Genomic DNA, 25,752 nt, shown 5'->3' with positions numbered 1-25,752 from the left:
CCGGACGGAGCGGACCGGCGGGCGTCTCCGGCCGCCGGTGCGGCGCCCGTGCGGGAGGGGTCTGCCGTTCCGGTGCAGGTGCCGGCTCTCCTTTCAGGCGCCCCGCCGCGCGAAGCCGGGGCGCCCGGTCCGCGCGCCTGGGGCGCGGACCCGCCGCCGGCGGTTCCCGGAGCGGGCGCCGATCCCGCAAGCAGTCCCGCGACCCTCGACGCCTTGCGCGCTCTGGTGCGCAGCCCCGCCCGCGCGGCGTCGCCGGCCGGGCGCCTTCTCCTCGGTGCGCCTTTGGATGCGGCGCTGGGGGGCGGGCTGCCGCGCGGCGCGCTGCACGAGGTTCATGGCGGCGCGCCGGGTGCCCACGGGGTTTTGCTGGGCTTTGCCGCGGCCCTCGCCGGCGCCCTTGTCGGCGGCCTTGCCGGCGGCCTGGGCGGGCCGGTGCTGTGGGTGCGCCAGGACATGAGCGTGCGCGAAGGCGGCCGGCTCCATGCGCCGGGCTGCGCGGAACTCGGGCTCGACCCCGACCGCATCGTCCTGGTGGAGGCGGCCGACGCGGCCGGCGTGCTGCGCGCGGCGGAGGACGGGCTGCGCCAGGCGGGCGCGGGCGTGGTGATCGCCGAGCCCTGGGGCGCCGCGCGCGTACTCGACCTCACCGCCACCCGCCGCCTGGCGCTGCGCGCCGCCGAGCGCGGGGCGCTGGCGCTCCTGCTGCGGCCGGGGGCGGAGCCCGAGCCCTCGGCGGCGGCGACCCGCTGGCACGTGGCGCCGGCGGGCTCGGCGTCGCCGCTGCCCTTCGGCCTCGGCGCGCCGGCCTTCGCCCTGGAACTGGCGCGCAACCGTTTCGGCCCCACCGGGCGGTGGATTGTGGAGTTCGATGCTGATGCCCGACGTTTCGGCCCCCTCGCGCCCGGCGCGGCGCCTTCTGGCCGTGGTGCTGCCGCGGCTCGCCACCGACCGGCTGGCGATCACGGCGCGCCGGCGCGGCGCGCGGCTTCCTGATGCGCCTTTGGTGGTGGTGCGGCAGATCGCCAACGCGCCGCGCCTCGTGGCGCTCGACGCGGCGGCCGAGCGGCTCGGCCTGACGGCCGGCCTGCCGCTCGCCGACGCGCGCGCCCGCGTGCCCCACCTCGCGGTGGCGCAGGACGATCCGGCGGCGGATGCGGCGCTGCTGTCCGCGCTCGCCTCCTGGTGCGAGCGCTGGACGCCCTTCGTCGCCCTCTGCGGGCCGGGCGATCCGGGATCGGGGGAGGCGGCGGGCATGGGGACGCCCTGCGACCTGGTGCTGGACATCACCGGCTGCGCCCATCTGTTCGGCGGCGAGGCGGCGATGCTCCAGGAGGTGCTGGAGCGCCTGCGCACCCTGGGCCTTGCCGCCGCCGGGGCGGTGGCGGCGACCGCGCGCGCCGCCCGCACGCTCGCCCGCTGGCGGCCCGGCGCGCGGCCGGCGGCGGGGGAGGAGCAGGCGCTCACCGATCCGCTCCCCGTCGCCGCTTTGGAGCTGCCCGAGGCGACGGTGCGCACCCTCATCGGCCTCGGGCTGACCACGCTTGAGGCGGTCCGGGCGCAGCCCCGCGCGGCGCTTGCCGCCCGCTTCGGAGATGCGCTGACGGGGCGGCTCGACGAACTGGCGGGGCACGCCGACCCGCCCGTCTCGCCGCTCCGTCCGGTGCCGCTCACTCTGGCGGAGCGCCGCTTCGCCGAGCCCATGGCCGACATGGAGACCGCCCTGAAGGTGCTGGGAGACCTTGCGCGCGAGCTGTGCCTGCTGCTGGAGAAGCAAGGCCGCGGCGCGCGCCGCCTGGAGGCCGCCTTCTTCCGCAGCGACGGCGCGGTGCGCCGCATCCCCGCCGCCACCGCGCGGCCGGTGCGCGATGCCGCCCGCATGGCCGGCCTGTTCCGCGAGAAGCTCGCCGCGCTCGCCGATCCGCTCGATCCCGGCTTCGGCTTCGACGTGCTGCGCCTCTCGCTGCTCGCCAGCGAGCCGCTCGCCGAGCGCCAGGAAAGTTTCACCGAGAGCCTCGCCTCTGGTGCGGCCGCGCAGGAGGCCGCGCAGATGGACGCTCTCGTGGACATCCTTTCCGCCCGCCTCGGGGCGCACCGGGTGATGCGCTTTGCGGCCCACGACACGCATATCCCCGAGGCCGCCGCGCGGGCGCACCCGGCGCTCGCCGCCGCCGCCGTGGCGCAGCCGGACTGGCCCCAGCCCCTGCCGCCGGGCCTGCCGGCGGCGCGCCCGCTCACTCTGTTCGAGCCGCCCGAGCCGGTGGAGGCGCTGGCCGAGGTGCCGGACGGTCCGCCCTTGCGCTTCCGCTGGCGCCGGGCGCTGCACGAGGTGGCGCGCGCCGAGGGGCCAGAGCGCATCGCCCCGGAATGGTGGCAGATGGATGGGCAGGGGAGGGGACAGGCGGGCGCCCTCACGCGCGACTATTTCCGGGTGGAGGACACCGGCGGCCGGCGCTTCTGGCTCTATCGCGAGGGCCTCTACGGGCGCGAGGCGGCGCGCCCGCGCTGGTTCCTGCACGGCCTGTTCGCATGAGTCCGCCCCCATGAACACCCCCATGAGTCCGCCCGCATGAGCGCCGGCATCAGCGACGCCCCTTCCTATGCCGAGCTTGCCGCCGCCTCGCACTTCTCCTTCCTGCGCGGCGCCTCGGCGCCGACGGACCTGGTGGCGACCGCGCTGGCGCTCGGCCATGCCGGCCTCGGCATCGCCGACCGCAATACGGTGGCGGGCGTGGTGCGCGCCTTCGCGGCGCTGCGCGCCTTCCGCGAGGGCGCGGCGCCGGTGCGCCGGGTGCGCCTCGGCTCCTCGCCGGGCGAGATGGAGGTCGAGCCGGCGCTGCCCGTGGGGCCGTCCCACGCGGAGCTGTGCCGGCGGGCGCACGGCTTCAAGCTCGCCGTGGGCGCGCGCCTCGCCTTCGCCGACGGCACGCCGGACATCGTCGCCTATCCCCGCCACCGGGCGGGCTGGGGCGCGCTCTGCCGCCTCCTCACCACCGGCAACCGGCGGGCGCGCAAGGGGGAATGCGACCTCGCCCTCGACGACCTCCTCGGCGCGGCCCAGGGCCTGCTCCTCGTCGTGCGGCCGGACCGCGACCTCGCGCCGCTCGCCGGCCTCCTGCCGCGCCTCGCCGAGGCTGCACCGGGCGCGGTCTGGCTCGGTGCGGCCCTGCATCTTCGGGGCGACGACCGGCGCCGGCTCGCGGCGCTCAAGGCCGAGGCGGAGGCCGCCCGCGTCCCGCTGCTGGCGCTCAACGACGTGCTGTATGCGGCGCCGGAGGACCGCGACCTCCAGGATGTGGTCACCTGCGTGCGCGAGGGCGTCGCCATCGCCCAGGCCGGCCGGCGCCTTCAGGCGAATGCCGAGCGCCACCTGAAGGCCCCCGGCGAGATGGCACGCCTGTTCCGCGACGCGCCGCAGGCGCTCAACGAGACCGGCCGGCTGCTGGCGCAGGTGGACTTCTGCCTGAGCGAACTGAAATACGATTATCCCGACGAGCCGGTGCCCGAGGGCTGGTGCGCACAGGACTGGCTCGCCGCCGAGACCTGGCGCGGCGCGGCGAAGCACTATCCGAAAGGGGTGCCGGACAAGGTCGCGGGGCTCCTCAAGGCCGAGCTGGCGCTCATCGCCAAGCTCGACTACGCGCGCTATTTCCTCACCATCCTCGACATCGTCCGGTTCGCCGAAGGGGCCGGCATCCTGTGCCAGGGGCGGGGCTCGGCGGCCAATTCGGCGGTGTGCTTCGTGCTCGGCATCACCGCGGTGGACCCGGCCGAGAACGACGTGCTGTTCGCCCGCTTCATCTCCGAGGAGCGGCGCGAGCCGCCCGACATCGACGTGGACTTCGAGCACGAGCGGCGCGAGGAGGTGATCCAGTACATCTACGGCAAATACGGCCGCCACCGCGCCGGTATCGCCGCCACCGTGATCTCCTACCGGCCGCGGAGCGCCATCCGCGACGTGGGCAAGGCGCTGGGCCTTACCGAGGACATCACGGCGCGCATCGCCTCCACCCAGTGGGGCAGCTATGGCGAGGCCATTCCCGACACCCACATCGCCCAGGCCGGGCTCGACCCCGCCAATCCGATGATCCGGCGCGCGGTCGCCTTCGCCACCCGCCTGCTCGGCGCGCCGCGCCACCTCTCCCAGCACGTGGGCGGCTTCATCCTCACCCGCGGCCGGCTCGACGAGACCGTGCCCATCGGCAACGCCGCCATGGCGGACCGCACCTTCATCGAGTGGGACAAGGACGACATCGACACGCTCGGCCTGCTCAAGGTGGACGTGCTGGCGCTCGGCATGCTCACCTGCATCCGCAAGGCGTTCGACCTCCTGGAGGAGCACGAGGGCCGCGCCGTCGGCCTCGCCGACCTGCCGGGCGAGGATCCTGAAGTCTACGACATGCTGTGCCGGGGCGATTCCATCGGCGTGTTCCAGGTGGAGAGCCGGGCGCAGATGAACATGCTGCCGCGCCTGAAGCCCCGCACCTTCTACGACCTCGTGATCCAGGTGGCGATCGTGCGGCCCGGCCCGATCCAGGGCGACATGGTGCATCCCTATCTGCGGCGCCGCTCGGGGAAGGAGAAGGTGGAGTTTCCCGCGCCCGCGCCCGCGCACGGCCCGGCCGACGAACTCCACCAGGTGCTGCACAAGACCATGGGCGTGCCGCTGTTCCAGGAGCAGGCCATGCGCCTCGCCATGGTGGCGGCGCGCTTTTCCGACGTGGAGGCGAACGCGCTCCGGCGCGCCATGGCCACCTTCCGCAACCTCGGCACCATCCATCAGTTCGAGAGCCTGATGGTGGGGCGCATGGTGGCGCGCGGCTACACCGAGGACTTCGCGCGGCGCTGCTTCGAGCAGATCAAGGGCTTCGGCAGCTACGGCTTCCCGGAGAGCCACGCCGCCTCGTTCGCCAAGCTGGTCTACGTCTCCGCCTTCATCAAGTGCCATCACCCGGCGGTGTTCGCCTGCGCGCTGCTGAACAGCCAGCCCATGGGCTTCTACGCGCCGGCGCAGATCGTGCGCGACGCGCGCGAGCACGGGGTGCGGGTCCGCCCCGTCGATGTGGCGCACAGCCGTTGGGACAGCACGCTGGAGCGGGACGCGGACGGCGCCTTGGCGCTGCGCCTCGGCCTGCGCCAGATCGACGGCTTCCAGGAGGCCTGGGCCGGGCGCATCGCCGCCGCGCGGGCGGGGCAGGCGGGGCGCGGGGAGCATCAGGCGGCGCCCCGCGACGGCGCCGCGCGCCTGGAGCGGTTCGCCCGCCGGGCGGAACTGCCGGCGCGCGCGCTGGCGCTGCTGGCCGAGGCCGACGCCTTCCGCTCGCTCAGCCTCGACCGGCGCGCCGCCTCCTGGGTGGTGCGCGGCCTGCCGGACGACGCGCCGCTGCCGCTGTTCGCCGCGGCGGACGCGCGCGAGACGGGGGCCGAGGCGGCGGCGGCGCTGCCCGCCATGTCGCTGGGCGAGCACGTGGTGGAGGACTATCGCAGCGCCCGCCTGTCGCTGAAGGCCCATCCCATGGCGCTGCTGCGCCCGCTCTACGACCGCGAGACGGTGCTGACCTGCGAAGGGACCTCGGCGCTGCGCGACGGCGACTTCGCGCGCACCGCCGGCGTGGTGCTGGTGCGCCAGCGGCCGGGCAACGGCAAGGCGATCTTCATCACGCTGGAGGACGAGACCGGCGTCACCAACGTGGTGCTGTGGGCCCGCACCTTCGAGCGCTTCCGCCGCGAGGTCATGGGCGCGCGGCTGCTGCTGGTGGAGGGCGTGGTGCAGAAGAGCGAGGAGGGCGTGGTCCACCTCATGGCGCGCCGCCTCACCGACCGCAGCGCGGACCTTGCTTATCTCGGCGCGCCGCGCCCGCCGGTGATCGAGACCGCGCGCGCCGACGAGTTCCGGCGCCCGCAATATCCCCGCGCCCGCCACCCGCGCGAGGTGCGCATCCTGCCCAAGTCCCGCGACTTCCACTGACGCCGCGGCGCGGCGCCTCAGTCCGCCGCAGCCGCGAAGCGGCGGGCCATGGCCTTGCGGCTCACCTTGCCGTTGGCCGTGCGCTCGATCTGGTCGACCAGGACCACCCGGCGCGGGCACTTGTAGGCGGCAAGGTGCTGTCCGCAATGCGCCAGAACCGCCGCCTCAATGAGCGCCGCGCCGGGGCGCGGCACCACGAAGGCGGTGATGACGCTCACGTCCGCGCGCACCTTCGTCTCGGCCACCGCCGCCTCCAGCACGCCGGGGCAGTCGGCCAGGGCCTTCTCCACTTCCAGCGGCGAGACGCGGTAGCCGAGCGCGTTCATGACGTCGTCATTGCGGCCGTGAAACCACAGCCAGCCGTCGGCGTCGAAGGCGGCGAGGTCGCCGCCCACGAACCAGTCGCCGCGCATCACCGCCTCTTCTTCCTCCGGCCGGCGCCAGTAGCCGAGCATCAGGCCGGGGTCGGAGCGGTGCACGGCGAGCAGGCCGGTCTCGCCCGCCGGCAGCGGATCGGTGCCGCCCTCCACCGGCAGCACGCTGACGCGCCGGCCGCGCTGCGGGCGGCCCGGCGAGCCGGGCCGGATCGGCGCGCCGGGGCGGCAGGAGATGAAGGTGGAGACCTCGCTCATGCCCAGCGATTCATAGATCCAGGTGCCGGTGGCCGCGTGCCAGTCCTCGATCAGGCGCGGGGCCAGCGCCTCGCCCGCCGCAACCCCGTGGCGCAGGCGGGAGAGGTCGAAGCGGGCGATGTCGCACGCCTTCAGCACCTGCCGGAACACGGTCGGCACCGCGGCGAAGATGGTGGCGCCGTGGGCCTCGATCAGGCGCGGCCACACGGCGGGATCGCGCGGGCCGTTATAGAGCACCGCCGTCGCCCCCTGCGCCCACGGGTCGGTGAGGCCGACGCCGAGCGTGTAGGTCCAGTTCACCGCGCCCGCATGCAGCAGCACGTCCGCCTCGGTGAGGCCGAGCCAGTCGGCATACATGGGCCGGCGGCCGAGGATGGCGCGCTGGGCGTGCAGCACGCCCTTGGGCCGGCTGGTGGTGCCGGAGGTGTAGACCAGATAGGCGGGATCGTCCGCCCGGGTCGGCGCGAAGCCGGCGAGGGGCGGGGCGGCAGCGAGCGCCGCCATCTCGTCCGGATCGATGATGCGCAGATGGGCGAGGCCGGCGCGCTCGCCGAGGTGATCCTGCCCCAGCACCACCGCGGCGGCGCCGGAATCGTCCGCGAGCGCGCGCACCTCCTCCAACGTGAGCTGCGAGGAGGTGGGCTGCGCCACATATCCCGCCGCGATGGCGGCAAGGAAGGCGATGACGAAGCCGGCATCGTTGCCGGCGCGGATCAGGATGCGCGCGCCCGGCTCCAGGCCGAGGCCGGCGAAGCCGGCGGCGAGGCGGCGCACCTTCTCGTCCAGCGCTCCATAGGTCCAGCGCTCGGCGCCGTCCGCACCCACCAGGATGAGCGCCGTCTTGCCCGGCGCGCGGGCCGCGTGCGCAAGGCAGTGCGCGGCAAGGTTGAAGCGGGCCGCGGGGGCGATGCCGTGCGGGACGGGCGTTTCGGACGAGAGCGGGGAGGGGGGCATGGTTGCGGTTCGCAGCGGCTTTCGGATCGGGAGCGCGGGCAGCTTAGGCCAGTTGGCCCTCGCCTGCACTGGCAAGGCGGCGCGGCCTCGGCGCGGCTCGCCCGGTGGCGCGAACCCTAACCCATTACCTCTCTCACAAGAGGAAAGGGGGCGCGAACGGGGAGGGCGACGCGAGGTTGGCATCGGCTCCGCTGCGGGGCGAAGGCGGGGCGAGAAACCGGGCGCTTCTCCCTTCTCCCCTTGTGGGAGAGGGGGTGGGGGTGAGGGGAAGCGCCGAGCGCTGTGGCGCGGCCTCGGTGCGGCTAGCCCGGTGGCGGAACCCCTCGCCCCCGGCCTCTCCCGCAAGGGGAGAGGGTGCGCGAACGGGGAGGGCGCGCGGAGGGCCGGTGCGGCATCGCCCGGCAGCAGGCAAACAAATGCCCGGCGCGGGGCCGGGCATCGTCCTTGGTTCGGGGCCGGGACGCGTGTCCCGGCCGATGTCACACCTTGACCAGCGGCAGCTTGGGCACCGGGCTGCCGGAGCGGCCCGGGCCGCCGCCGGTGGCGCCGCCCTTGGGGCCCGGCTTGCCGGGCTTGGCCTTCGCCGCGCGCGGCTTGCCGGCGGTGGAGGACTTGCGGCGCGCCGGGCGCTTGGCGGCGGGCGGGGCGATCTTGTCGGGCTTCGGCGTCACCGGCCCCTCGGGGAACTCGAAGCCGAGCTTGGAGTCCTTGCCCTCGCCCTCCACCACCACGCGCACGTGGCCGCCGCTCTTCAGGCGGCCGAACAGAACCTGGTCGGCCAGCGGCGTCTTGATGTGCTCCTGGATCACGCGGGCCATGGGCCGCGCGCCCATCTGCTCGTCGTATCCGCGCTCCACCAGCCACAGGCCCGCCTCATCGGACAGCTCGATGGTGACGTTGCGGTCGGCGAGCTGCGCCTCCAGCTGGAGCACGAACTTCTCCACCACCTGGGTGATGACCTCCTGCGGCAGATGGCCGAACGGGATCACCGCGTCGAGGCGGTTGCGGAATTCGGGCGCGAAGGTTCGGTTGATGGCCTCCGAATCGTCGCCCTCCCGCTTGGTGCGGGTGAAGCCGTAGGCCGGCCTGGCGAGGTCGGCGGCGCCCGCATTCGTGGTCATGATGAGGATCACGTTGCGAAAGTCGATCTGCTTGCCGTTGTGGTCGGTCAGCTTCCCGTGGTCCATCACCTGCAGCAGGATGTTGAAGAGGTCCGGATGGGCCTTCTCGATCTCGTCCAGCAGCAGCACGCAATGCGGGGTCTGGTCGACGCCGTCGGTGAGCAGGCCGCCCTGGTCGAAGCCCACATAGCCGGGAGGCGCGCCGATGAGGCGGCTCACGGTGTGGCGCTCCATGTATTCCGACATGTCGAAGCGCAGCAGGTTCACGCCCAGCACCGAAGCGAGCTGCTTGGCCACCTCGGTCTTGCCGACGCCCGTGGGGCCGGAGAACAGGTAGCAGCCGATCGGCTTCTCCGGCTCCCTCAGGCCCGCGCGGGCGAGCTTGATGGAGGCCGCGAGCGACTCGATGGCCTTGTCCTGCCCGTAGACCACCCGCTTGAGCGTGGTCTCCAGGTTCGCCAGCACCTCGGCGTCATCCTTGGAGACGCTCTTGGGGGGAATGCGGGCCATGGTCGCGATGGTGGCCTCGATCTCCTTGAGGCCGATGGTCTTCTTGCGCTTGGTCTCGGGCAGCAGCATCTGCGCCGCGCCGCTCTCGTCGATCACGTCGATCGCCTTGTCGGGCAGCTTGCGGTCGTGGATATAGCGGGCCGAGAGCTCCACCGCCGCCTTGATGGCGTCGTTGGTGTAGCGCAGCTTGTGGTAGTCCTCGAAATAGGGCTTCAGCCCCTTCAGGATCTCGATCGCATCCGGCACGGTGGGTTCGGCCACGTCGATCTTCTGGAAGCGGCGGACCAGCGCCCGATCCTTCTCGAAATACTGGCGGTATTCCTTGTAGGTGGTCGAGCCCATGCAGCGCAGCGTGCCCGAGGCGAGCGCCGGCTTCAGCAGGTTGGAGGCGTCCATGGCCCCGCCCGAGGTCGCGCCGGCGCCGATCACCGTGTGGATCTCGTCGATGAACATGATCGCGTTCGGATAGGCCTCGATCTCCTTCACCACCTGCTTGAGGCGCTCCTCGAAGTCGCCGCGATAGCGGGTGCCGGCGAGCAGCGCGCCCATGTCGAGCGCGAACACGGTGGCGGTGGCGAGCACGTCCGGCACGTCGCCGTCATTGATGCGCTTGGCGAGGCCCTCGGCGATGGCGGTCTTGCCGACGCCGGGGTCGCCCACGAACAGCGGGTTGTTCTTCTGCCGGCGGCACAGCACCTGGATGGTGCGGCTGATCTCGGTGTCGCGGCCGATGAGCGGGTCGATCTTGCCCTCGTGGGCCTTCTTGTTGAGGTTGATGCAATAGGCGTCGAGCGCGTCCGCCTTCTTCTTGGCGTCCTCGCCGGACTTGGTCTCGGTCTCCTCCTCGGCGCCGCGCACGGGGCGGCTCTCGGACATGCCGGCGCGCTTGGCGATGCCGTGGGAGATGTAGTTCACCGCGTCGTAGCGCGTCATGTCCTGCTCCTGCAGGAAATACGCGGCGTGGCTCTCGCGCTCGGCGAAGATGGCGACCAGCACGTTCGCGCCCGTCACCTCCTCGCGGCCGGAGGACTGCACATGGATCACCGCGCGCTGGATCACGCGCTGGAAGCCGGCGGTGGGCTTGCTGTCGTCCGAACCGGACTGGACGAGGTTTTCCAGTTCCGTGTCGACGTACTCGATCAGATTGCGGCGGAGCTTCTCCATGTCGACATTGCAGGCGCGCATCACGGCAGCGGCATCCTGGTCGTCGACGAGGGAGAGCAGCAGGTGCTCGAGGGTCGCGTATTCGTGGTGGCGCTCGTTGGCGAGCGCCAGAGCACGATGGAGCGACTGTTCGAGGCTGCGGGAGAATGTGGGCATCGACACCTCTTTCGCGCGTGCCGCCGGTCCGGCGAGCTGCGCCGGGGCGCGGAGCACGCGCCGTCCCGATAAACTTCGTACCGCTTGCGGCAGTGCGCAAGCCCTTCGATGCGTCGTGGGCGTTCACCGTTCCGAAATTGTCACAAGCAAGGGCGCGCGTGCGCGGTCACGCTTCAGGCTGTTGTCGCTGCGGATGCGCGCGGCATCGGCGCCGCGCCGGGGGCGTGCGCCTACTTCTTTTCCATCACGCACTGGAGCGGATGCTGGTGCTTGCGCGCGAAGTCCATCACCTGGGTCACCTTGGTCTCGGCGACCTCGTAGGTGAACACGCCGCACTCGCCCACGCCATGGTGATGGACGTGGAGCATGATGCGGTTGGCCTCGTCGGTGGTCTTGTTGAAGAACCGCTGGAGCACGTGCACCACGAACTCCATGGGCGTGTAGTCGTCGTTCAGCAGCAGCACGCGGTAGAGGCTCGGGCGCTTGGTCTGCGGCTTGGTGCGGGTGATGACCGACGTGCCGGGGCCGTCGCCGTTGCGCCGCGGCGTGTTCGGACCGGCCATGCGCGCAGCGCGCGCGGCGAAATCATCGTACGCGGCGCGCGCGGGCGCGGCCGGCCCGGCGGTGGCCGGATCGGAATGGCAGGCGGCTTTCGGGCTCTGCGATGAAGCCGTGCGCATGGCGTGAGCGGTGTCTGTCATGTCGGTCGCGCCCCGTACCGGTGCTCCGTCCATGGACCACGGAGCCTCGGCGCTCGCGCCAGATAATAGGAAGCCGCCCGGCGCTTTGCCAGGGTCGCGACGGGGGCCTGTTCGATGCCGGCCCCTTTTGCCCATGAAAAAAGGCCCGGCGCAAGTCCGGGCCTCGATCGAGCGCGCCTCAAACGCGGCGCGCGAGCGCGGGTACGCTGCGCAACACCTCCTGCGAGGGCTCAGCGCGGGAACTTGCCGAACGCGCTCTCGAAGGGCCTGTAGGTCTCCTTGGCCAGCTCGGTGTAGAGCTCGCCGATCTTGGTCGCCTGGGCGACGGCGCCCTCATAGGCCGACTTCAGGTAGCTCTGCTGGATCTCGATCGCCTGCTCGACGCTCTTGGCACCCAGCAGCTTCTCCAGGGCGGCGGTGCCCTGCTCGAAGGAGGTCTTGGTGTAGTCCGCCACCTCGACCGCGATCGCCTGGGCGCTCTTGGAGAGCGTGCCGAAGCTCTTCATCGCGGCGTCGATGTTGTCCTTGCTCAGCTTCTGGAATTCTTCAGGGCTCTGCACCATGGGAGTGTCCTCATTCCTCAGGACGGCGCGCGGCGCCGTGCCAGACGTTTCCGGTGAGTGGATTTCTCTCCGCTCGAGTGTGGATATTATGCAGTGCAGCATGAATGTCAAGCGTTATTGTGCAGTGCACAAATATGGCGGCGCGCCCTGTTTACGCCTTGGTAACTCCCCCTTCTTAACGTTCCCCTCGTCGCTCCCCCGCGCCGCTCCCGCACTGCGGTCGGTCCTTCGTCTCGGGGACCCACTCCAGGGCCGGGGCGGATCGCGTTTTGTTCACTCAGGGGCTGTTTCATGCGTATTGCGTCCGCGAACGCCGCCAGGGGCTTGAAAGTCCTTGCGGTTGCAGTGTTGGCAAGCTTCGCCTTCACCAGCACCCTGGCGGAGGCGAAGCCGCGGAAACGCAACCAGGTCGAGCGTTCCACCCAGCGCAAGAGTGCGCCCGCCCCGGTGGCAGACGCGGACGGCGCGCGCTGGCGCTACGGCTCCTCGGCGATCATGGTGGACGGCAAGACCGGACGCGTCCTGTACGAGGATAACGCCGACGCCCTGCGGCATCCTGCCTCGGTCACCAAGGTGATGACGCTCTATCTGCTGTTCGAGCAGATGGAAGCGGGACGCCTCAGGGTGAGCAGCGCTCTGCCGGTCTCGTCGCGGGCGGCGTCCCAGTCGCCCACCAAGCTCAATCTGCGCCCCGGCTCCACCATCGAGGTGGAGGACGCCATCAAGGCGCTGGTCACCCGCTCGGCCAACGATGCGGCCGTCGTGATCGCCGAGGCCATCGGCGGCAGCGAGACCGAGTTCGCGCAGATGATGACCGCCAAGGCGCGGGCGCTCGGCATGAGCCGCACCACCTTCCGCAACGCCTCGGGCCTGCCCAATCCGGGCCAGGTGACGACGGCGCGCGACCTGTCCATCCTCGGCCGGGCGATCCAGGATCGCTTTCCGCGCCAGTACCGCTACTTCGCCACCCGCACCTTCTATTATCGCGGCGAGGCGATCGGCAATCACAACCGCCTGCTCGGGCGGATCGAGGGCGTGGACGGCATCAAGACCGGCTACACCCGGGCCTCGGGCTTCAACCTCCTGACCTCGGTGAAGGCCGACGACCGCTATCTGGTCGGCGTGGTCCTGGGCGGCTCCTCCGGCCGGGCCCGCGACAACCGCATGGCCGACCTGATCGAGGCCCATCTGCCGCGCGCCTATGCCGGCGTCCGCACGGCGCCGCGCGTGATCGAGAATGCCGCGGCGACGCCGGAGGAGCGGCCCGTCGGGCTCGCCTTCGCCGCCCCCCTGCCGCAGCCTCAGCCCGTGGCGCGCGAGGACGACCGCACCGCGCTCACCGCCCCGCCGCCGGCCCCCGCGCGCTGGGAGCGCGGCGCCGAGCCCGCCGCGAAGACCGTGCCCGTGCCCGTCGCCGCCCCCGCAAAGCCCGCGCCCGTGCCGCTGCCGGTCGCCGCGCCGCGGCCCAAGGCGCTCCCGGAGCCGGTGCAGGCGCTCGCCCAGGCCACCCTGCCGCCCGCCGCCGCCGCGCAGGTGGCGGCCGCCACAGCCACCGCCGCGCCGGCGCATCCCGCCGCAAGGCCGGCCGATGCCCGTGCCGCCGATCCCGCCGTCACTGCCTCCATCGGCCGCGCCGCCGCGCCGGCCCCCGAGGCGGGCGCGACGTCCGCCTCCGCGATGGCCGCTTCCGCCGAGCCGGTGCAGACGGCCGCCATCGGCAGCGACGCCCCCATCAAGCCCACGGGCGTGAAGACCATCGCCGTCAAGCGCGCCACGGCCGCTACCGCCTCGGCCACCGCTTCGGCCGCCGGCTTCGTTCCCGCGGGCGGAGCCTTGGGCTATGCCGGGCCGACCCAGGTCTCGCAATTCTCGCCGCCCACCAGCGCGTTCACCGCCGACGGCCGGCCGAACACGCGCAGCGCCGCCAGGGCGAACGCGAAGTCCGACGCCAGGCTGACGCCCAACGCGCCCGTGCAGGTGCAGCTCGCCACCGCGCTCGAACCCTCGCCCGAGGAAGTGGCGCGCTACGAGGCGAGCGTGTGGCCGGTGCTCGATGTGGCGGATACGGCGGCGACGTCCCGGCGCACGGACAAGCCCGCTTTGGTGCGCACCGCCTCCCTCACGCCGACGCCGCTGCCGCCGGCCGCCGCTACGCGCACCCAGATCCCCGCCAGCGCGCGCTCGGGCTGGATCATCCAGGTGGGGGCCTTCGACGGCGAGAAGCAGGCGCGCGCCCGGCTCGATGCCGCCCGTGCCAAGGCGAAGGCGCTGCTCGCCAAGGCGGACGCCTATACCGAGACGGTGGCGAAGGGCTCGGGCCAGCTCTACCGCGCCCGCTTCTCCGGGCTCGACGAGAAGGGCGCCCGCGAGGCCTGCCGTTTACTCCAGCGTAACGATTTTGGCTGCATGACTCTCAAGAATTGAAGTCTTGAGGGAGAATCAGCCATGTTTGCGCAGGATCACTTCCTTGGCTTGATTGATCCGGGCCGCAAGATAGCTGGATCCGCCATGATCGGGGTGGAGCTTCTTCATGAGGGAGCGATGGGCCGCACGGACGCTCGGAGCGTCCGCGCCCGGCTCAAGCCCAAGAATCTGATAGGCCTCCTGCTCGGTCATCGCCCCGTCGCCGAGCGACGCGCCGCCCCTCCCGCCGACGCCCCCCGCACCGTGATCGCCCTCAGCGTGCTCACGCCAGGCGGGCGCCCGGCGGTCGAGATAAGCTTCGAGTAGAGCCAGCGACTGCGGATCGCAGACGCGGCGCAGGTCCAGCAGCTCGGGCACCGCGAAGCTCTCCAGCGCACGTCCCGCATAGGGGCCGTCGATGACGCGCCCCGTGAGGTCACCGCTGGCATGGTCGAGTTCCATTTCGAGCAGGGGCGAGCGCACCCGCGAGATCTGCGGCGCCCGCGTCTTGGACCCGAACAATCCCCCGAACATCCCGCCGAGCGCGCCGCCGACCCCCTTGGGGTCCAGCCGCCCCAGCAGCATGATGCCGACCGCCGCCAGCGGCACCACGGCGGCATAGCGCCCGGTGGCGAGCGCGCCCGCGGCGCCGAGCAATGCTGCGTAAGCGAGCGAGCGGAACAGCACGGCCATCAGCACCTTCGGGTCGGCCTTGGTCCAGAGCTTGAGGCCGTAGAGGCCGAGCGCCAGCAGCGCCACGCCGGCGATGAGACTGATCACCTTGAAGGCTCCTATCCGCCGAGGGCTGCGATGAGCTTGAGCGCGCCGGCATCGCGCCGCGCGGTGAGGGCGGCGCGCCCGCCGGCCGCATAGGCGGCCACCGCCTCCAGAAGCTGGCGCAGCTGCGCGCCGGCGCGCGCGTCGAAGCGGCAATAGGCGCCGCCGGTCACGGCCGCGAGGGCGCGGAAGCAGCGCTCCACCTGCGGGTCGTCGCCTTCCTGGAAAACGAACAGGCGCACGCCGCGCAGCGCCAGCTGGCCGGCGAGCGCGTGCAGCCGGTCCTCGTTTTCCTCCAGCGCATCACCCACGAAGACGGCGGCGCGCAGCCCGGAGCGCTCGGCCTCGCTCAGAAGGTGGGAGAGCACGCGGTTGATCTGGGTGAGCCCGCCCTCGCAGCCGATGCTGCCCATGAGCCGGCCGAGCGTCGCCGCATCGCCGACGAAGGGCGACGCGCGGCATTCGCCTTGCCCGCGGTAATAGACGATCTGCATGTCGAGCCCGCCATGCCGCGCGGCGGCGGCGAACATGCCCGACTGGATGTCGCAGGCGAGGTTCCAGGTGGGCTGGCGCGAGGCGGTGGCATCGAGCGCGAAGGCGAGCCGCCCGCGCCCTGGGGCGATGCCGGGCGCGCGCTTCACCGCTTCGAGGAAGCGCGCCGTGTCGTCCGCGCTGGACAGGCTCCCCGCGGGAGCCGATGTGACGTCCTTGCCCTTGTTCTCGACCATGGATCGCGCCGTTCCTTCTGCTCCACACATAGGGGCAAGGGCGCGTCGACGGAAGGGCGGGGCGCAGGGAGCCTAACGTCCAGCCGCGGCCTGCGGAGCGACGTTTGGCGCGGACGGCTGCCTGGCCGCGGCCTTCGCCGCGGCCCGCGCATCGCGGCGCTGCGCCATCAGCGGCTCGTAGCGCCGGTCGGTGAGCGTCTCCAGGAACGCCACCAGCGCGTCGATGCGGCGGTCGTCGAGCGCCGGCCCGGTCTCCAGCTCCGTCAATGAGAGCGTGCCGGGCACCTCGGGCGGGGCGAAGGGCGCGCCGGTCTCGGGGTTGATCTCGCGGGCCGGATTGGCGGTGTTGAACGTGTTGTAGAACAGGATGACGGTGCGCAGATCCTTGAAGGCGCCATTGTGCATGTAGGGGCCGGTGACGGCGACATTGCGCAGGCCCGGCACCTTGAAGCGTCCCGCCTGGGCGTTCCTGTCCCGCACCTTCGGATTGCGCGCGAGGCCGAGGTCCGGCGCCGTCACCGCGCCGGTGGCGGCAAGGTCCGGGTTCGCCGGCACGCCGATATTGTGGAACTCGTAGTTCGTGAAGGTCTCGCCCGCCGTGCCGCCCTGCGCGTTGAGCTGGTGGCACAGCGCGCAATTGGTGAACTGCTTCGAGAAGAACAGCACCCGCCCGAGTTCCTCCTGGTCCGTGAGCGTCGCCTCGCCCTTGAGGTAACGGTCGTATCTGGAATCGAACGGGGCGAACGCGTCGGTGCGCTCGAAGGCGGCGATAGCCCTGGTCATCGCCGCGAAGGCGCGCGCGTCCGACCTGAAGACGGCGGGGCCGTAGAGATTCTGGAAGGCCGCGACGTATGCCGGATTTTCCTTCAGGCGCGCCACCACCTCGGCCTTCGATCCCATGCCCATCTCGGCGCGGTTGAGCGGCGGCCCGCCGGCCTGCGCCTCCAGGCTCGATGCGCGCCCGTCGTGAAACTGGCCGCCGCGATAGAGGCCGGGCTTGCGCGACCGGCCGAAGGGTGGGCTGAAGCGGGCATAGCCGGCGCTCGGCGCGTTGCGGTCGCCGAGCGAGCGGCCGTCGTCGCCCACCGAGACCGCCATCCCGGCGGCGCCCTCGCGGGGATCGGTGAAGGCGGCGTCGGGCGCATGGCAGGAGGCGCAGGCCTGGGTGCGGTTCTTCGAGAGGGCGGTGTCGAAGAACAGCGCCTCGCCCAGCGCCTCGGGGGTGGCGATCTCGCCCGCCTGCGCCGATCCGCCGACCAGCAGCACGCCGACGGTCAAGGCCGCCCATCCGATGGGGCGAAGGCGACGTTCCATGGCCCGAACTCCCGGCCCCGCCAAGCGGGAGCCTTGCAACACCGGCGGGAAGGTGGACGCCGCGCCGGCATTGGGCAATCCGGAGGACTACGAACCGCGCAAGGTTGGAATGGCTCTAGCTTCGGCCGGCGCTCGCCGGCGTGCTCGGCCAGAAGGGCAGGCGGCTCAGGATGTTGAGGAAATAGGCATAGAGCGCGGCGTGGGGCGCGACGAAGCCGAGCGCGGCCGAAAGCAGCGCGCTGACAAGGAACAGGGGCAGGCGCTGGCCGAACGCCGCCGCGAGGCTGCGCCGCTCCGGCGCCACGTCGAGATAGCGCAGGGCCACCACCAGCAGCGCCAGCGCGCCCATGTTGGCGGCATAGACGAGGATGGCCGGCGTGAACTGCCCGTAGCGGCTGACGAGGCCGGACGAGAACGGCACCACCGTGACGAGGAACAGCAGCCACAGGGACACGCCGACCACGGTGTGCCCCACCTGCTCCTCGCTGCGGCGCGCCTCGATGGTGCCGCGCCAGAACGCGCCCAGCACCAGGAAGCTGATGAGGTAGGTCACGGTCTCATGGCCGAGCGACATGAGATGCGCGGTGAGGGCGGCCCCATCGTCGATCTTCAGGTCTTCCGGCAGGCGGATGTCGAGCACCAGCAGCGTCATGGCGAAGGCGAACACGCCGTCGGTGAGCGCGTCCACGCGCGACTTCGGAAAGCGGCTGTGGCGGTCCGCGTGACGCGCGGGTCGGGTGTCGGCGTTCTGGCTCATCTGGACGGCCCCGGCGCGGGATGGCTCGGCGGCATCCTAAAGGCCGCTGCGGCGATTGCGAACGCTCCTGCGCTTCATCCCAAGGCGGGGGCCAAGGCGCGGGCGACAGCGCGCAGCGCCTCCTTGTCCATCTGCGCCACGTTGAAGCGCATGAAGTCGGCGGCCGACTGGCTGACGCTGAACACGTTGCCCGGCGCCAGCACAACCCCCTCCGCGAGGGCGGCCTTCGCCACCTCGGCCGCGTCGCGCCCGCCGGGCAGACGGCACCACAGATAGAAGCCGCCGCGCGGCTCGATCCAGGGCCGGATGCCGAGGCCGGCAAGGTCCCCCGCCACCTCGCGCCGGCGCCGGGCGAGGCGTCCGCGGAGCGCGGCGAGATGCTTGCGGTAGCTGCCGTCGCTGAGCGTGCGCAGCACCAGTTCGGCCGCCATGGGGCTCGGGCCGCCGAAATTGGTGGCCACCTGGAGATCCCGCAGCCCCTCGACCCAGTCCGGCCGGGCGACGATGTAGCCGCAGCGGATGGAGGCGGAGAGCGTCTTCGAGAAGCTGCCGATGCGCACCACGCGCGCAAGCGCATCCAGCGCCGCGAGGCGGGGCGCGGGCTCGGGCTCGAAATCGGCGAAGATCTCATCCTCGACGATGGCGAGGTCGTAAGCCGCCGCGAGGGTGAGCACCCGGTGCGCCGTACGCGGCGCGAGCGTTGCGCCGGTGGGATTGTGGAGCGCCGAATTGGTCACGTAGAGCCGGGGCCGGTGCGCGGCGAGCGCCGCCTCGAAGCCCGCCACGTCCGGTCCCGCGGGGGTGAAGGGCACGCCGACGATCTTCACCCGGTGGGCGCGCAGCAGCGCCTGGAAATTGAAATAGCAGGGATCGTCCACCAGCACCGTGTCGCCCGGATTGAGCAGGAAGCGGCAGATGAGGTCGATGGCCTGCGTGCCCGAGGGCGTGAGGACGATCTGCTCCGGCCCGGCCTCGACGCCACCTTCGGCGCACTGGCGCGCCAGCAGGCGGCGCAAGGCAAGCGAGCCCTGGGTGGTGCCGTAGTCGGTGAGCACGGCGGCGTCCGCCTTGGCGAGCGTGCGGACGGCGCGTCGCAGCGCGGCCTCCGGCATCCAGTCCGGCGGCAGCCAGCCGCAGCCGGGCCGGCGCGCGCCGGAGGGCGCATCGAGCGACTGCCGCGAGACCCAGAACGGGTCGATGGCGCGGTCGAGCGCCGGGCCGTCCTCCGCCAGAGCCAGTGGCGCCGGCGCGCCCACCGCATAGAAGCCGGCGCCGGGGCGCGAGCGGATCAGGCCTTCCGCCGCGAGGCGGTCATAGGCCTCCACCACGGTGGAGGGCGACACCGCGAGGTCGCGCGCCAGCCTGCGGATGGAGGGCAGACGCTCGCCCGGCGACAAAGCGCGGCGCGCCATGCGGCCGCGAATGGTGGCCATGATCTGCTCGGTGCGGGTCGTCCTCGCTCCGGTTTCCGCGTCGTCCTGCGCCAATTGTATGGCTCCCGTAACCCATACTGTTCGGGCAAATTGTATGGCTGTGTGCCTGTCGCCGCAACCGGCTGCCCGCTAGGGCTGGCGCAACGTGGCGGAGACCATCATGCAGCGCGGACTGGACGGCTGGGGCAGCGGACTTCTCGGCGTCGTTATCTTCTCGGGCTCGCTGCCGGCGACGCGGGTGGCGGTGGGCGGCTTCTCGCCGGTGTTCCTCACCTCGGCGCGGGCGGTGATCGCGGCTTTGCTTGGCGCGACGCTGCTGCTCGCCTTGCGCCAGAGGCGGCCGGCCAAGGGCGACGTCGGCGCGCTCGGCATGGTGGCGCTCGGCGTGGTGGTGGGCTTCCCGCTTCTGACCGCGCTCGCGCTCCAGCACATCTCGGCGGCGCGCTCCATCATGTTGGTCGGCCTGCTGCCGCTCGCCACCGCGCTGTTCGGCGTGGTGCGGGGCGGGGAGCGGCCGAAGGCCGCCTTCTGGCTGTTCTCGGTGCTCGGCGCGGCGGCGGTGGCGGGCTTCGCCCTGGCGAACGGCGCCGCCGGCACGCTCACGGGCGACCTGCTCATGGCCGCCGCTATCCTCGCCTGCGGGCTCGGCTATGCGGAGGGCGCGCGCCTGTCGCGCCGGCTCGGCGGCTGGCAGGTGATCTCCTGGGCGCTGGTGCTGTCGCTGCCGGCCATGGCGGCACTGGCGCTGGCCACGCTCCCGGGCGGCTTCGCGGACGTCGGCAGGCCGGCCTGGATCGGGCTCGCTTACGTCTCGGTGTTCAGCATGCTGGTGGGGTTCGTGTTCTGGTATCGCGGCCTCGCGCGCGGCGGCATCGCCGCCGTGGGCCAGCTCCAGCTGCTCCAGCCCTTCTTCGGCCTCGCGCTCGCCGCCCTGCTGCTGGGCGAGCCGGTGGCCTGGAGCATGGTGGCGGTGACCGGTCTCGTGGTGCTGTGCGTCGCCGGCGCCAAGCGCTTCGCCTGACGCCGGGCGAGGGGAGGGGCCGCGTGCGGCCCCTCGCGGCTCAGGCCAGCGCCTTCGCCACCGCGCGCTTGGCCATGGCCTTCACCAACTGGGCACGATACTCCGCGCTGCCGTGCAGGTCGCTCATCAGGTCGGCCGGGTCGAGCTCCAGGCGCGCGAGCGCGGCGGGCGAAAAGTCCGAGGCGAGGATGTCGCCAGCCTCCTCCCACAGGAACACGCCCGACTGGCCCGCCCCCGTCACCGCCACGCGCACCGCGTCGGCGGTCTTGGCCACGAACACGCCCGCCATGGCATAGCGCGAGGCGGGGTTGCGGAACTTGGCGTAGCCGGCGCGCTCCACCTGCGGGAAGTCCACGCGGGTGATGATCTCGCCCTCTTCCAGCGCCGTGGTGAACAGGCCCTGGAAATAGTCGCCCGCACCGATGGAGCGCCGGTCGGTGACCACGGTGGCGTTCAGCGCCAGCACGGCCGCGGGATAGTCGGCGGTGGGGTCGTCGTTCGCCAGCGAGCCGCCGAGCGTGCCGCGGTTGCGCACCGCCGGATCGCCGATCAGGCCGGCGAGGTCGGCGAGCGCGGGGATCGCGGCGCGCACCACGTCCGAGGTCGCCACCGCCGCATGCTTCACCAGCGCGCCGATGGCGACGCCCTCCGCCGTCTTCTCGATGGCGGAAAGGCCGGGCAGGCGGGCGAGGTCCACCAGCGCCGTCGGCTGGGCGAGGCGCTGCTTCAGGGTGGGCAGCAAGGTCTGCCCGCCGGCGAGAATCTTGGCCTCAGGATCGGCCTTGAGCAGGGCCGCCGCATCGGCGAGGGCCGCGGGCCGCTGATAGTCGAAGGCATACATGGGCGTTCTCCTGTTCGCGGCTATTCGGCGGCCTGGCGGACGGCGCGCGTCTTGGCGAGCGCCCACACCTTGGCGGGGGTGGCGGGCATGGGCACGTCCTGCGTGCCCAGCGCGTCGGCGAGCGCGTTGATGACGGCGGCGGGCGCGGCGATGGCGCCGGCCTCGCCGCAGCCCTTGATGCCGAGCGGGTTCGAGGGGCAGCGCGTCTGCGTCAGGCCGAGCTTGAAGGACGGCAGGTCGTCGGCGCGCGGCATGGTGTAGTCCATGTAGGAGCCGGTCACGAGCTGGCCGTCGGCATCGTAGGTGACGCCCTCCAGCAGCGCCTGGCCGACGCCCTGGGCGATGCCGCCATGCACCTGGCCCTCGACGATCATCGGGTTGATGACCACGCCGAAATCGTCCACCGCCGTGAAGTTCACGATCCGCGTCACCCCCGTCTCCGGGTCCACCTCCACCTCGCAGATGTGGCAGCCGGCGGGGAAGGTGAAGTTCGTGGGATCGTAGAAGGCGCCTTCCTTCAGCCCCGGCTCGATCTCCGAGGTGGGGAATTTGTGCGCCACATAGGCGTTGAGCGCGACTTCGGCGAAGGCGAGGGAGCGGTCGGTGCCGGCCACCGTGAACCGCCCGTCCTTGAACTCGATGTCGCCCTCGGCGGCCTCCAGGATGTGGGCGGCGATCTTCTTCGCCTTCGCCTCCACCTTGTCGAGCGCCTTGACGATGGCGCTCATGCCCACCGCGCCGGAGCGCGAGCCGTAGGTGCCCATGCCGAACTGCACCTTGTCGGTGTCGCCGTGCACCACGCTCACCTGGTCGATGGGGATGCCGAGCCGCGCCGAGACGAGCTGGGCGAAGGTGGTCTCGTGGCCCTGGCCGTGGCTGTGGGAGCCGGTGAGCACCTCCACGTTGCCGGTGGGGTTCACGCGCACCTCGGCGCTCTCCCACAGGCCGACGCCGGCGCCGAGCGAGCCCACCGCCGCCGAGGGGGCGATGCCGCAGGCCTCGATATAGTTGGACAGGCCGATGCCGCGCAGCTTGCCGCGCGCCTCCGCCTCGGCACGGCGGGCCGGGAAGCCCTTGTAGTCCGCCATCTCCAGCGCGAGGTCGAGCGAGGCGCCGTAGTCGCCCGCGTCATAGTTCATGATGACCGGGGTCTGGTGCGGGAACTGGGTGACGAAGTTGCGGCGGCGGAACTCGGCGGGATCGATGGCGAGTTCCCGCGCCGCCTTGTCCATGATGCGCTCCACCAGGAAGGTCGCTTCCGGCCGGCCGGCGCCGCGATAGGCGTCCACCGGGGCGGTGGTGGTGTAGAACGCATCCACCTCGCAGTGGATGGCGGGGATGGCGTACTGACCCGACAGCAGCGTCGCGTAGAGATAGGTGGGGATGCAGGACGAGAAGGTGGACATGTAGGCGCCGAGATTGGCGCGGGTGTGCACCTTGAAGCCCAGGATCTTCCCCGCCGCGTCGGTGGCGAGCTCCGCGTGGGAGATGTGGTCGCGCCCATGGGCGTCGGAGAGGAAGGCCTCCGAGCGGTCCGCTGTCCACTTCACAGGCCGCCCGACCTTCTTCGCCGCCCAGGTGCAGACCGTCTCCTCGGCATAGATGAAGATCTTCGAGCCGAAGCCTCCGCCCACGTCCGGCGCGATGACGCGCAGCTTGTGCTCGGGGGCGATGCCGACGAAGGCGGAGAGCACGAGGCGCGCCACGTGCGGGTTCTGGCTCGTGGTCCAGAGCGTATAGGCCTCGTCGCCCGCGTCGTACTCGCCGATGGCGGCGCGCGGCTCCATGGCGTTGGGCGCGAGGCGGTTGTTGACGAGGTCGATCTTCGTCACGTGCGCCGCCCTGGCGAAGGCGGCCTCGGTCGCCGCCTTGTCTCCCAGCTCCCACTCGTAGCTGATGTTGCGCGGGGCGTTGTCGTGGATCTGCGCGCCCGCATCGGCGGCGGCGAGGTCGGCGACGGCGGGCAGCACCTCGTAATCGACCGCGATGGCGGCGGCGGCGTCCTTGGCGGCGTCGAGCGTCTCGGCGATCACCACGGCCACATGGTCGCCCACATAGCGCACCTTGTCCTTGGCGAGCGCGGGATGGGAGCCCATGTGCATGGGCGTGCCGTCCTTGGACGTCACCAGCCAGCCGCAGATCAGGTCGCCGATCTTGTCGGCCGCGAGGTCCGCGCCGGTGAGGATGCCGACGACGCCGGGCATGGCCTTCGCGGCCGCGGTGTCGATGCCGCGGATCGTGGCGTGGGCGTGGGGCGAGCGCAGGAAATAGGCGAACGCCTGGCCGGGCCGGCTGAGGTCGTCCGTGTAGCGGCCCTTGCCGGTGATGAAGCGCTGGTCTTCCTTGCGCCGGACTGCGGCGCCGATGGGCGTGACGGTGCTGTCGTTCATGGCGAAGTCCTTGGCGTGTCCTCCCGGAGGACGGGACGTTCGAGAGGCGCGCTTGGCGCGCCGGGTATGGTTTCGAAGGATGTCGCGCGGCGCGGCGGCCTATTCGGCCGCCACCTTCGCGCCCGCGCCCATGGCCGCGGCGCCGGCGCCGATCGCCTTGACGATGTTGTGATAGCCCGTGCATCGACAGAGATTGCCGTCCAGGTTTTCCCGGATGGTCGCCTCGTCGAGGTCCGGCCCGAGCCGCGCCACCATGTCGAGCGCGGTCATGATCATGCCCGGCGTGCAGAAGCCGCATTGCAGCCCGTGATGCTCGCGGAACGCCTCCTGCATGGGGTGCAGGCCCGAGGCGCCGGCGAGCCCCTCGATGGTGGTGACGCTCATGCCGTCCGCCTGGATGGCCAGCATGGTGCAGGACTTCACCGCCGCGCCGTCCACATGGACCACGCACGCGCCGCACTGGCTGGTGTCGCAGCCCACATGGGTGCCGGTGAGCAGCAGCTTCTCGCGCAGGAACTGCACCAGCAGCGTGCGCGGGTCGAGTTCGGCGGACACGAGCCGGCCGTTCACCGTCATCGCGACGGCGACCTTGGCGGCAGTGTTGGCGATTTCGGGCATTCCTCTCCTCCACCGGGACGGGCGCGCGTGCTTGAACGCCCGCGTCGCGAGGACCGGTCGGACCGGACCTTTTCATTATTCCAGTGTGAGACGGTCCCGCTTGCGCGGTCAAGCGAGGAGATCGCCGATCTGGATCCCCGCACTCAGCGGGCGATCAGCTGGGCCGGAACGTCGCGCGAGGTCATGGCGCCGAGCACGAAGGCGAGGTTGGCGGCGGCCACCAAGGCGGCCGCGTGGGCCTCCGACTGGGCGATGCGCGCGGTCTGCAGGCCGCTGTCGGCGGCGGTCGCCACCTGGATGCTGCCGAGCCCGGCGCGGTAGGCGTCGAGGGCGGCGTCGTAGGTGGTGGCGGCGGCCTTCGCGAGCGCGCTGGCGGCGGTGTAGGCGGCGAGCGCCGAGCGCAGCGTGTCGGCGCTGATGACGATCTCCCGCGCCGCCGCGTCGCGGGTCTTGTCGAACGTCGCCTCGGTGACGGCGGCGAGCGATTCCGCGGTCTTCAGCTGGGCGGCGCGCAGGCCGCCGTCATAGATCGGCATGGTGGCGCCCAGCACCACGCCCGAGGCGGAGGACTGCTGGCCGATGGTCGGCAGGCCCGAGGCGCTGAGATTGGTGTTGCCGGCCGCCGCCACCGCGCCGAGATAGACCTTCGGCAGGAATTCCGCTTCCGCCGCCTTGATGGCCGACTGGCTCGCCTTCATGGCGGAGAAGGCGGCGAGCACGTCCGGCCGCTGCGCCAGCGCGCTGGTGATGAGCGCCTCGGTGGGGACGCCGATCGAGGCGGGCAGCGCCCGGCCGGCGCTCTCGCGCACCTTCAGCTCGGTCATGGGCGAGACGCCCATGGCGGCCAGCAGGCCCTGATAGGTGTCGCGCTCGGCGCCCTGGGCCTGAACCAGGGCGAAGCGCGACTGCGCCACCTGCTGGCGCGCCTGGGCCACCTCCACCGTGGTGCCGACGCCATTCCGCATGCGCGAATCCGCCGCCTCCTCGATGCGCCGGCTGTTGGCCAGCGTCTCGGCGGAGATGCGCGCCCGGCTGCGCGCCGCGCCGTAGAGGAAATAGGCGCGCGTCACGTCGTAGATGATCTTCTGGTGGGCGCCGTTGAACAGCACGTTGGTGGCGGCCGCATTGTGGCGCGCCGCCTCATGCAGCGCGCCGCGCTGGCCGAAGTCGAACACCAGCCACTGCAGCGCCACCTGCGGCGAGACCCCCTCGATGGTGGTGCTGACGCTGTCCTTGCTGCCGATGGAGACCGGCAGCGAGGCGCTGAACTTCTGCGTGCCGCCGATCACGTTGGCGGCGATGAACGGCAGATAGGTCGCCTCCACCATGCCGGTGGCGAGCGCCGCCTGCCGCGCCTGCTGCCAGGCGATGCGGGTGAGCGCGTTGCGGCTCTGGGCGATGTCGATCAGCTCGGGCAGGCTGTAGGCCTTCTCGCGCGAGAGGCCGGGCGTCGGGGTGAGCACGGCGACGGCGGGGTCGGCCGGCACGCGGAAGTCCGGGGCCGGCGCGGGGCCGCTCTGCGCGCCGTCCGCGGGCGGGGCGTGCGCCGGATCGGCGGCGGCGCTCTCGGGCGGGGTCCAGGGCTTGGTGGGATCGGACGGCGCGGTGTCGAGCGCGCTGAGCGCGCAGGCCGAGACCAGGGCGCAGGCCACAAGCAGCGCGGCGGCGCGGGCGGCGGCGAGGGGAGGCAGAAGGCGCGCCATG

The 25,752-nt window shown here is 72.2% G+C and carries 18 protein-coding genes; 5 read left to right on the top strand and 13 right to left on the bottom strand.

Features of this window, described 5'->3' with window-relative positions; genetic code table 11:
* The first annotated feature begins 48 nt into the window (after window positions 1–48).
* Genes D9R14_RS18765 through D9R14_RS18755 form a run of 3 tightly spaced genes read left to right on the top strand, consistent with a single transcriptional unit; the run spans window position 49 to window position 5,965 of the window.
* Entirely contained in the window at window positions 49–993 is a 945-nt protein-coding gene (locus D9R14_RS18765) for an ImuA family protein (RefSeq protein ID WP_147453064.1), read from the top strand.
* The gene (locus D9R14_RS18760) at window positions 875–2,530 is read left to right on the top strand and encodes a DinB/UmuC family translesion DNA polymerase (RefSeq protein WP_245420887.1); all 1,656 of its coding nucleotides are present in this window, start codon (window positions 875–877) and stop codon (window positions 2,528–2,530) included. Before D9R14_RS18765 ends, D9R14_RS18760 begins: the two co-directional genes overlap by 119 nt.
* Before the next feature lie 36 nt (window positions 2,531–2,566).
* Window positions 2,567–5,965 carry an error-prone DNA polymerase gene (locus D9R14_RS18755; protein WP_121624879.1) on the top strand — a complete coding sequence of 1,133 codons (3,399 nt, stop codon included), beginning with the start codon at window positions 2,567–2,569 and terminating at the stop codon, window positions 5,963–5,965.
* 17 nt (window positions 5,966–5,982) lie between these two features.
* On the opposite strand, the gene D9R14_RS18750 is transcribed toward D9R14_RS18755, so the two are convergent.
* The 4 genes from D9R14_RS18750 to D9R14_RS18735 form a co-directional block, all read right to left on the bottom strand.
* Window positions 5,983–7,551 (bottom strand): class I adenylate-forming enzyme family protein, encoded by a 1,569-nt coding sequence (locus D9R14_RS18750; protein ID WP_121624878.1) that lies wholly within the window; start codon window positions 7,549–7,551, stop codon window positions 5,983–5,985.
* 479 nt (window positions 7,552–8,030) lie between these two features.
* Entirely contained in the window at window positions 8,031–10,502 is a 2,472-nt protein-coding gene (gene clpA / locus D9R14_RS18745) for an ATP-dependent Clp protease ATP-binding subunit ClpA (RefSeq protein WP_121624877.1), read from the bottom strand.
* A 230-nt stretch (window positions 10,503–10,732) separates the two neighbouring features.
* On the bottom strand, window positions 10,733–11,065 hold the full coding sequence (gene clpS / locus D9R14_RS18740) for an ATP-dependent Clp protease adapter ClpS (protein ID WP_121624934.1): 333 nt from the start codon (window positions 11,063–11,065) through the stop codon (window positions 10,733–10,735).
* A gap of 368 nt (window positions 11,066–11,433) precedes the next feature.
* Window positions 11,434–11,766 (bottom strand): phasin family protein, encoded by a 333-nt coding sequence (locus tag D9R14_RS18735; RefSeq protein WP_121624876.1) that lies wholly within the window; start codon window positions 11,764–11,766, stop codon window positions 11,434–11,436.
* Window positions 11,767–12,111: 345 nt separating this feature from the next.
* Here D9R14_RS18735 and D9R14_RS18730 point away from each other — a divergent pair, with 345 nt between their 5' ends.
* Entirely contained in the window at window positions 12,112–14,190 is a 2,079-nt protein-coding gene (locus D9R14_RS18730; RefSeq protein WP_245420886.1) for a D-alanyl-D-alanine carboxypeptidase family protein, read from the top strand.
* A gap of 15 nt (window positions 14,191–14,205) precedes the next feature.
* Here D9R14_RS18730 and D9R14_RS18725 read toward each other — a convergent pair whose 3' ends face one another.
* The 5 genes from D9R14_RS18725 to D9R14_RS18705 form a co-directional block, all read right to left on the bottom strand.
* Entirely contained in the window at window positions 14,206–14,949 is a 744-nt protein-coding gene (locus tag D9R14_RS18725) for a DnaJ domain-containing protein (RefSeq protein WP_121624874.1), read from the bottom strand.
* 11 nt (window positions 14,950–14,960) lie between these two features.
* Complete coding sequence (locus tag D9R14_RS18720) at window positions 14,961–15,674, bottom strand: vWA domain-containing protein (protein ID WP_121624873.1); 714 nt, start codon at window positions 15,672–15,674, stop codon at window positions 14,961–14,963.
* Window positions 15,675–15,746: 72 nt separating this feature from the next.
* Window positions 15,747–16,988, bottom strand: coding sequence for a cytochrome-c peroxidase (locus D9R14_RS18715; protein ID WP_121624872.1), 1,242 nt, complete (start codon window positions 16,986–16,988; stop codon window positions 15,747–15,749).
* Window positions 16,989–17,103: 115 nt separating this feature from the next.
* Complete coding sequence (locus D9R14_RS18710; protein ID WP_121624871.1) at window positions 17,104–17,745, bottom strand: TMEM175 family protein; 642 nt, start codon at window positions 17,743–17,745, stop codon at window positions 17,104–17,106.
* A gap of 74 nt (window positions 17,746–17,819) precedes the next feature.
* Window positions 17,820–19,178 (bottom strand): aminotransferase-like domain-containing protein, encoded by a 1,359-nt coding sequence (locus D9R14_RS18705; protein ID WP_121624933.1) that lies wholly within the window; start codon window positions 19,176–19,178, stop codon window positions 17,820–17,822.
* 160 nt (window positions 19,179–19,338) lie between these two features.
* Between D9R14_RS18705 and D9R14_RS18700 the strand changes: the two genes are divergently transcribed.
* The gene (locus tag D9R14_RS18700) at window positions 19,339–20,199 is read left to right on the top strand and encodes a DMT family transporter (protein ID WP_121624870.1); all 861 of its coding nucleotides are present in this window, start codon (window positions 19,339–19,341) and stop codon (window positions 20,197–20,199) included.
* Between the two features lie 40 nt (window positions 20,200–20,239).
* On the opposite strand, the gene D9R14_RS18695 is transcribed toward D9R14_RS18700, so the two are convergent.
* The 4 genes from D9R14_RS18695 to D9R14_RS18680 all read right to left on the bottom strand — a co-directional run bounded on the left by D9R14_RS18695 (window position 20,240) and on the right by D9R14_RS18680 (window position 25,751).
* A complete protein-coding gene (locus D9R14_RS18695; RefSeq protein ID WP_121624869.1) occupies window positions 20,240–21,040 on the bottom strand; it encodes an FAD binding domain-containing protein in 801 nt (266 codons plus the stop codon).
* A gap of 20 nt (window positions 21,041–21,060) precedes the next feature.
* Window positions 21,061–23,430: a xanthine dehydrogenase family protein molybdopterin-binding subunit gene (locus D9R14_RS18690; protein WP_121624868.1), complete on the bottom strand. Its 2,370-nt coding sequence runs from the start codon at window positions 23,428–23,430 to the stop codon at window positions 21,061–21,063.
* 99 nt (window positions 23,431–23,529) lie between these two features.
* Window positions 23,530–24,048, bottom strand: a complete 519-nt coding sequence (locus D9R14_RS18685; protein WP_245420885.1) for a (2Fe-2S)-binding protein — start codon at window positions 24,046–24,048, stop codon at window positions 23,530–23,532.
* 143 nt (window positions 24,049–24,191) lie between these two features.
* On the bottom strand, window positions 24,192–25,751 hold the full coding sequence (locus D9R14_RS18680; RefSeq protein ID WP_121624867.1) for a TolC family protein: 1,560 nt from the start codon (window positions 25,749–25,751) through the stop codon (window positions 24,192–24,194).
* Window position 25,752 lies beyond the last annotated feature (1 nt).

This window comes from Xanthobacter tagetidis, from assembly GCF_003667445.1.
Classification (GTDB): Bacteria; Pseudomonadota; Alphaproteobacteria; order Rhizobiales; family Xanthobacteraceae; genus Xanthobacter; species Xanthobacter tagetidis.
Note: the sequence above shows the minus strand (reverse complement) of the source record. Positions and strands in the feature narration are given on the sequence as shown.

Coding starts and splice junctions, on each gene's coding strand:
- D9R14_RS18750 (WP_121624878.1), bottom strand. CDS start 7,551: ATGCCCCCCTCCCCGCTCTCGTCCGAAACGCCCGTCCCGCACGGCATC.
- D9R14_RS18720 (WP_121624873.1), bottom strand. CDS start 15,674: ATGGTCGAGAACAAGGGCAAGGACGTCACATCGGCTCCCGCGGGGAGC.
- D9R14_RS18700 (WP_121624870.1), top strand. CDS start 19,339: ATGCAGCGCGGACTGGACGGCTGGGGCAGCGGACTTCTCGGCGTCGTT.
- D9R14_RS18760 (WP_245420887.1), top strand. CDS start 875: ATGCCCGACGTTTCGGCCCCCTCGCGCCCGGCGCGGCGCCTTCTGGCC.
- D9R14_RS18685 (WP_245420885.1), bottom strand. CDS start 24,048: ATGCCCGAAATCGCCAACACTGCCGCCAAGGTCGCCGTCGCGATGACG.
- clpA (WP_121624877.1), bottom strand. CDS start 10,502: ATGCCCACATTCTCCCGCAGCCTCGAACAGTCGCTCCATCGTGCTCTG.
- D9R14_RS18715 (WP_121624872.1), bottom strand. CDS start 16,988: ATGGAACGTCGCCTTCGCCCCATCGGATGGGCGGCCTTGACCGTCGGC.
- D9R14_RS18710 (WP_121624871.1), bottom strand. CDS start 17,745: ATGAGCCAGAACGCCGACACCCGACCCGCGCGTCACGCGGACCGCCAC.
- D9R14_RS18690 (WP_121624868.1), bottom strand. CDS start 23,430: ATGAACGACAGCACCGTCACGCCCATCGGCGCCGCAGTCCGGCGCAAG.
- D9R14_RS18680 (WP_121624867.1), bottom strand. CDS start 25,751: ATGGCGCGCCTTCTGCCTCCCCTCGCCGCCGCCCGCGCCGCCGCGCTG.
- D9R14_RS18735 (WP_121624876.1), bottom strand. CDS start 11,766: ATGGTGCAGAGCCCTGAAGAATTCCAGAAGCTGAGCAAGGACAACATC.
- clpS (WP_121624934.1), bottom strand. CDS start 11,065: ATGGCCGGTCCGAACACGCCGCGGCGCAACGGCGACGGCCCCGGCACG.
- D9R14_RS18755 (WP_121624879.1), top strand. CDS start 2,567: ATGAGCGCCGGCATCAGCGACGCCCCTTCCTATGCCGAGCTTGCCGCC.
- D9R14_RS18705 (WP_121624933.1), bottom strand. CDS start 19,178: ATGGCCACCATTCGCGGCCGCATGGCGCGCCGCGCTTTGTCGCCGGGC.
- D9R14_RS18695 (WP_121624869.1), bottom strand. CDS start 21,040: ATGTATGCCTTCGACTATCAGCGGCCCGCGGCCCTCGCCGATGCGGCG.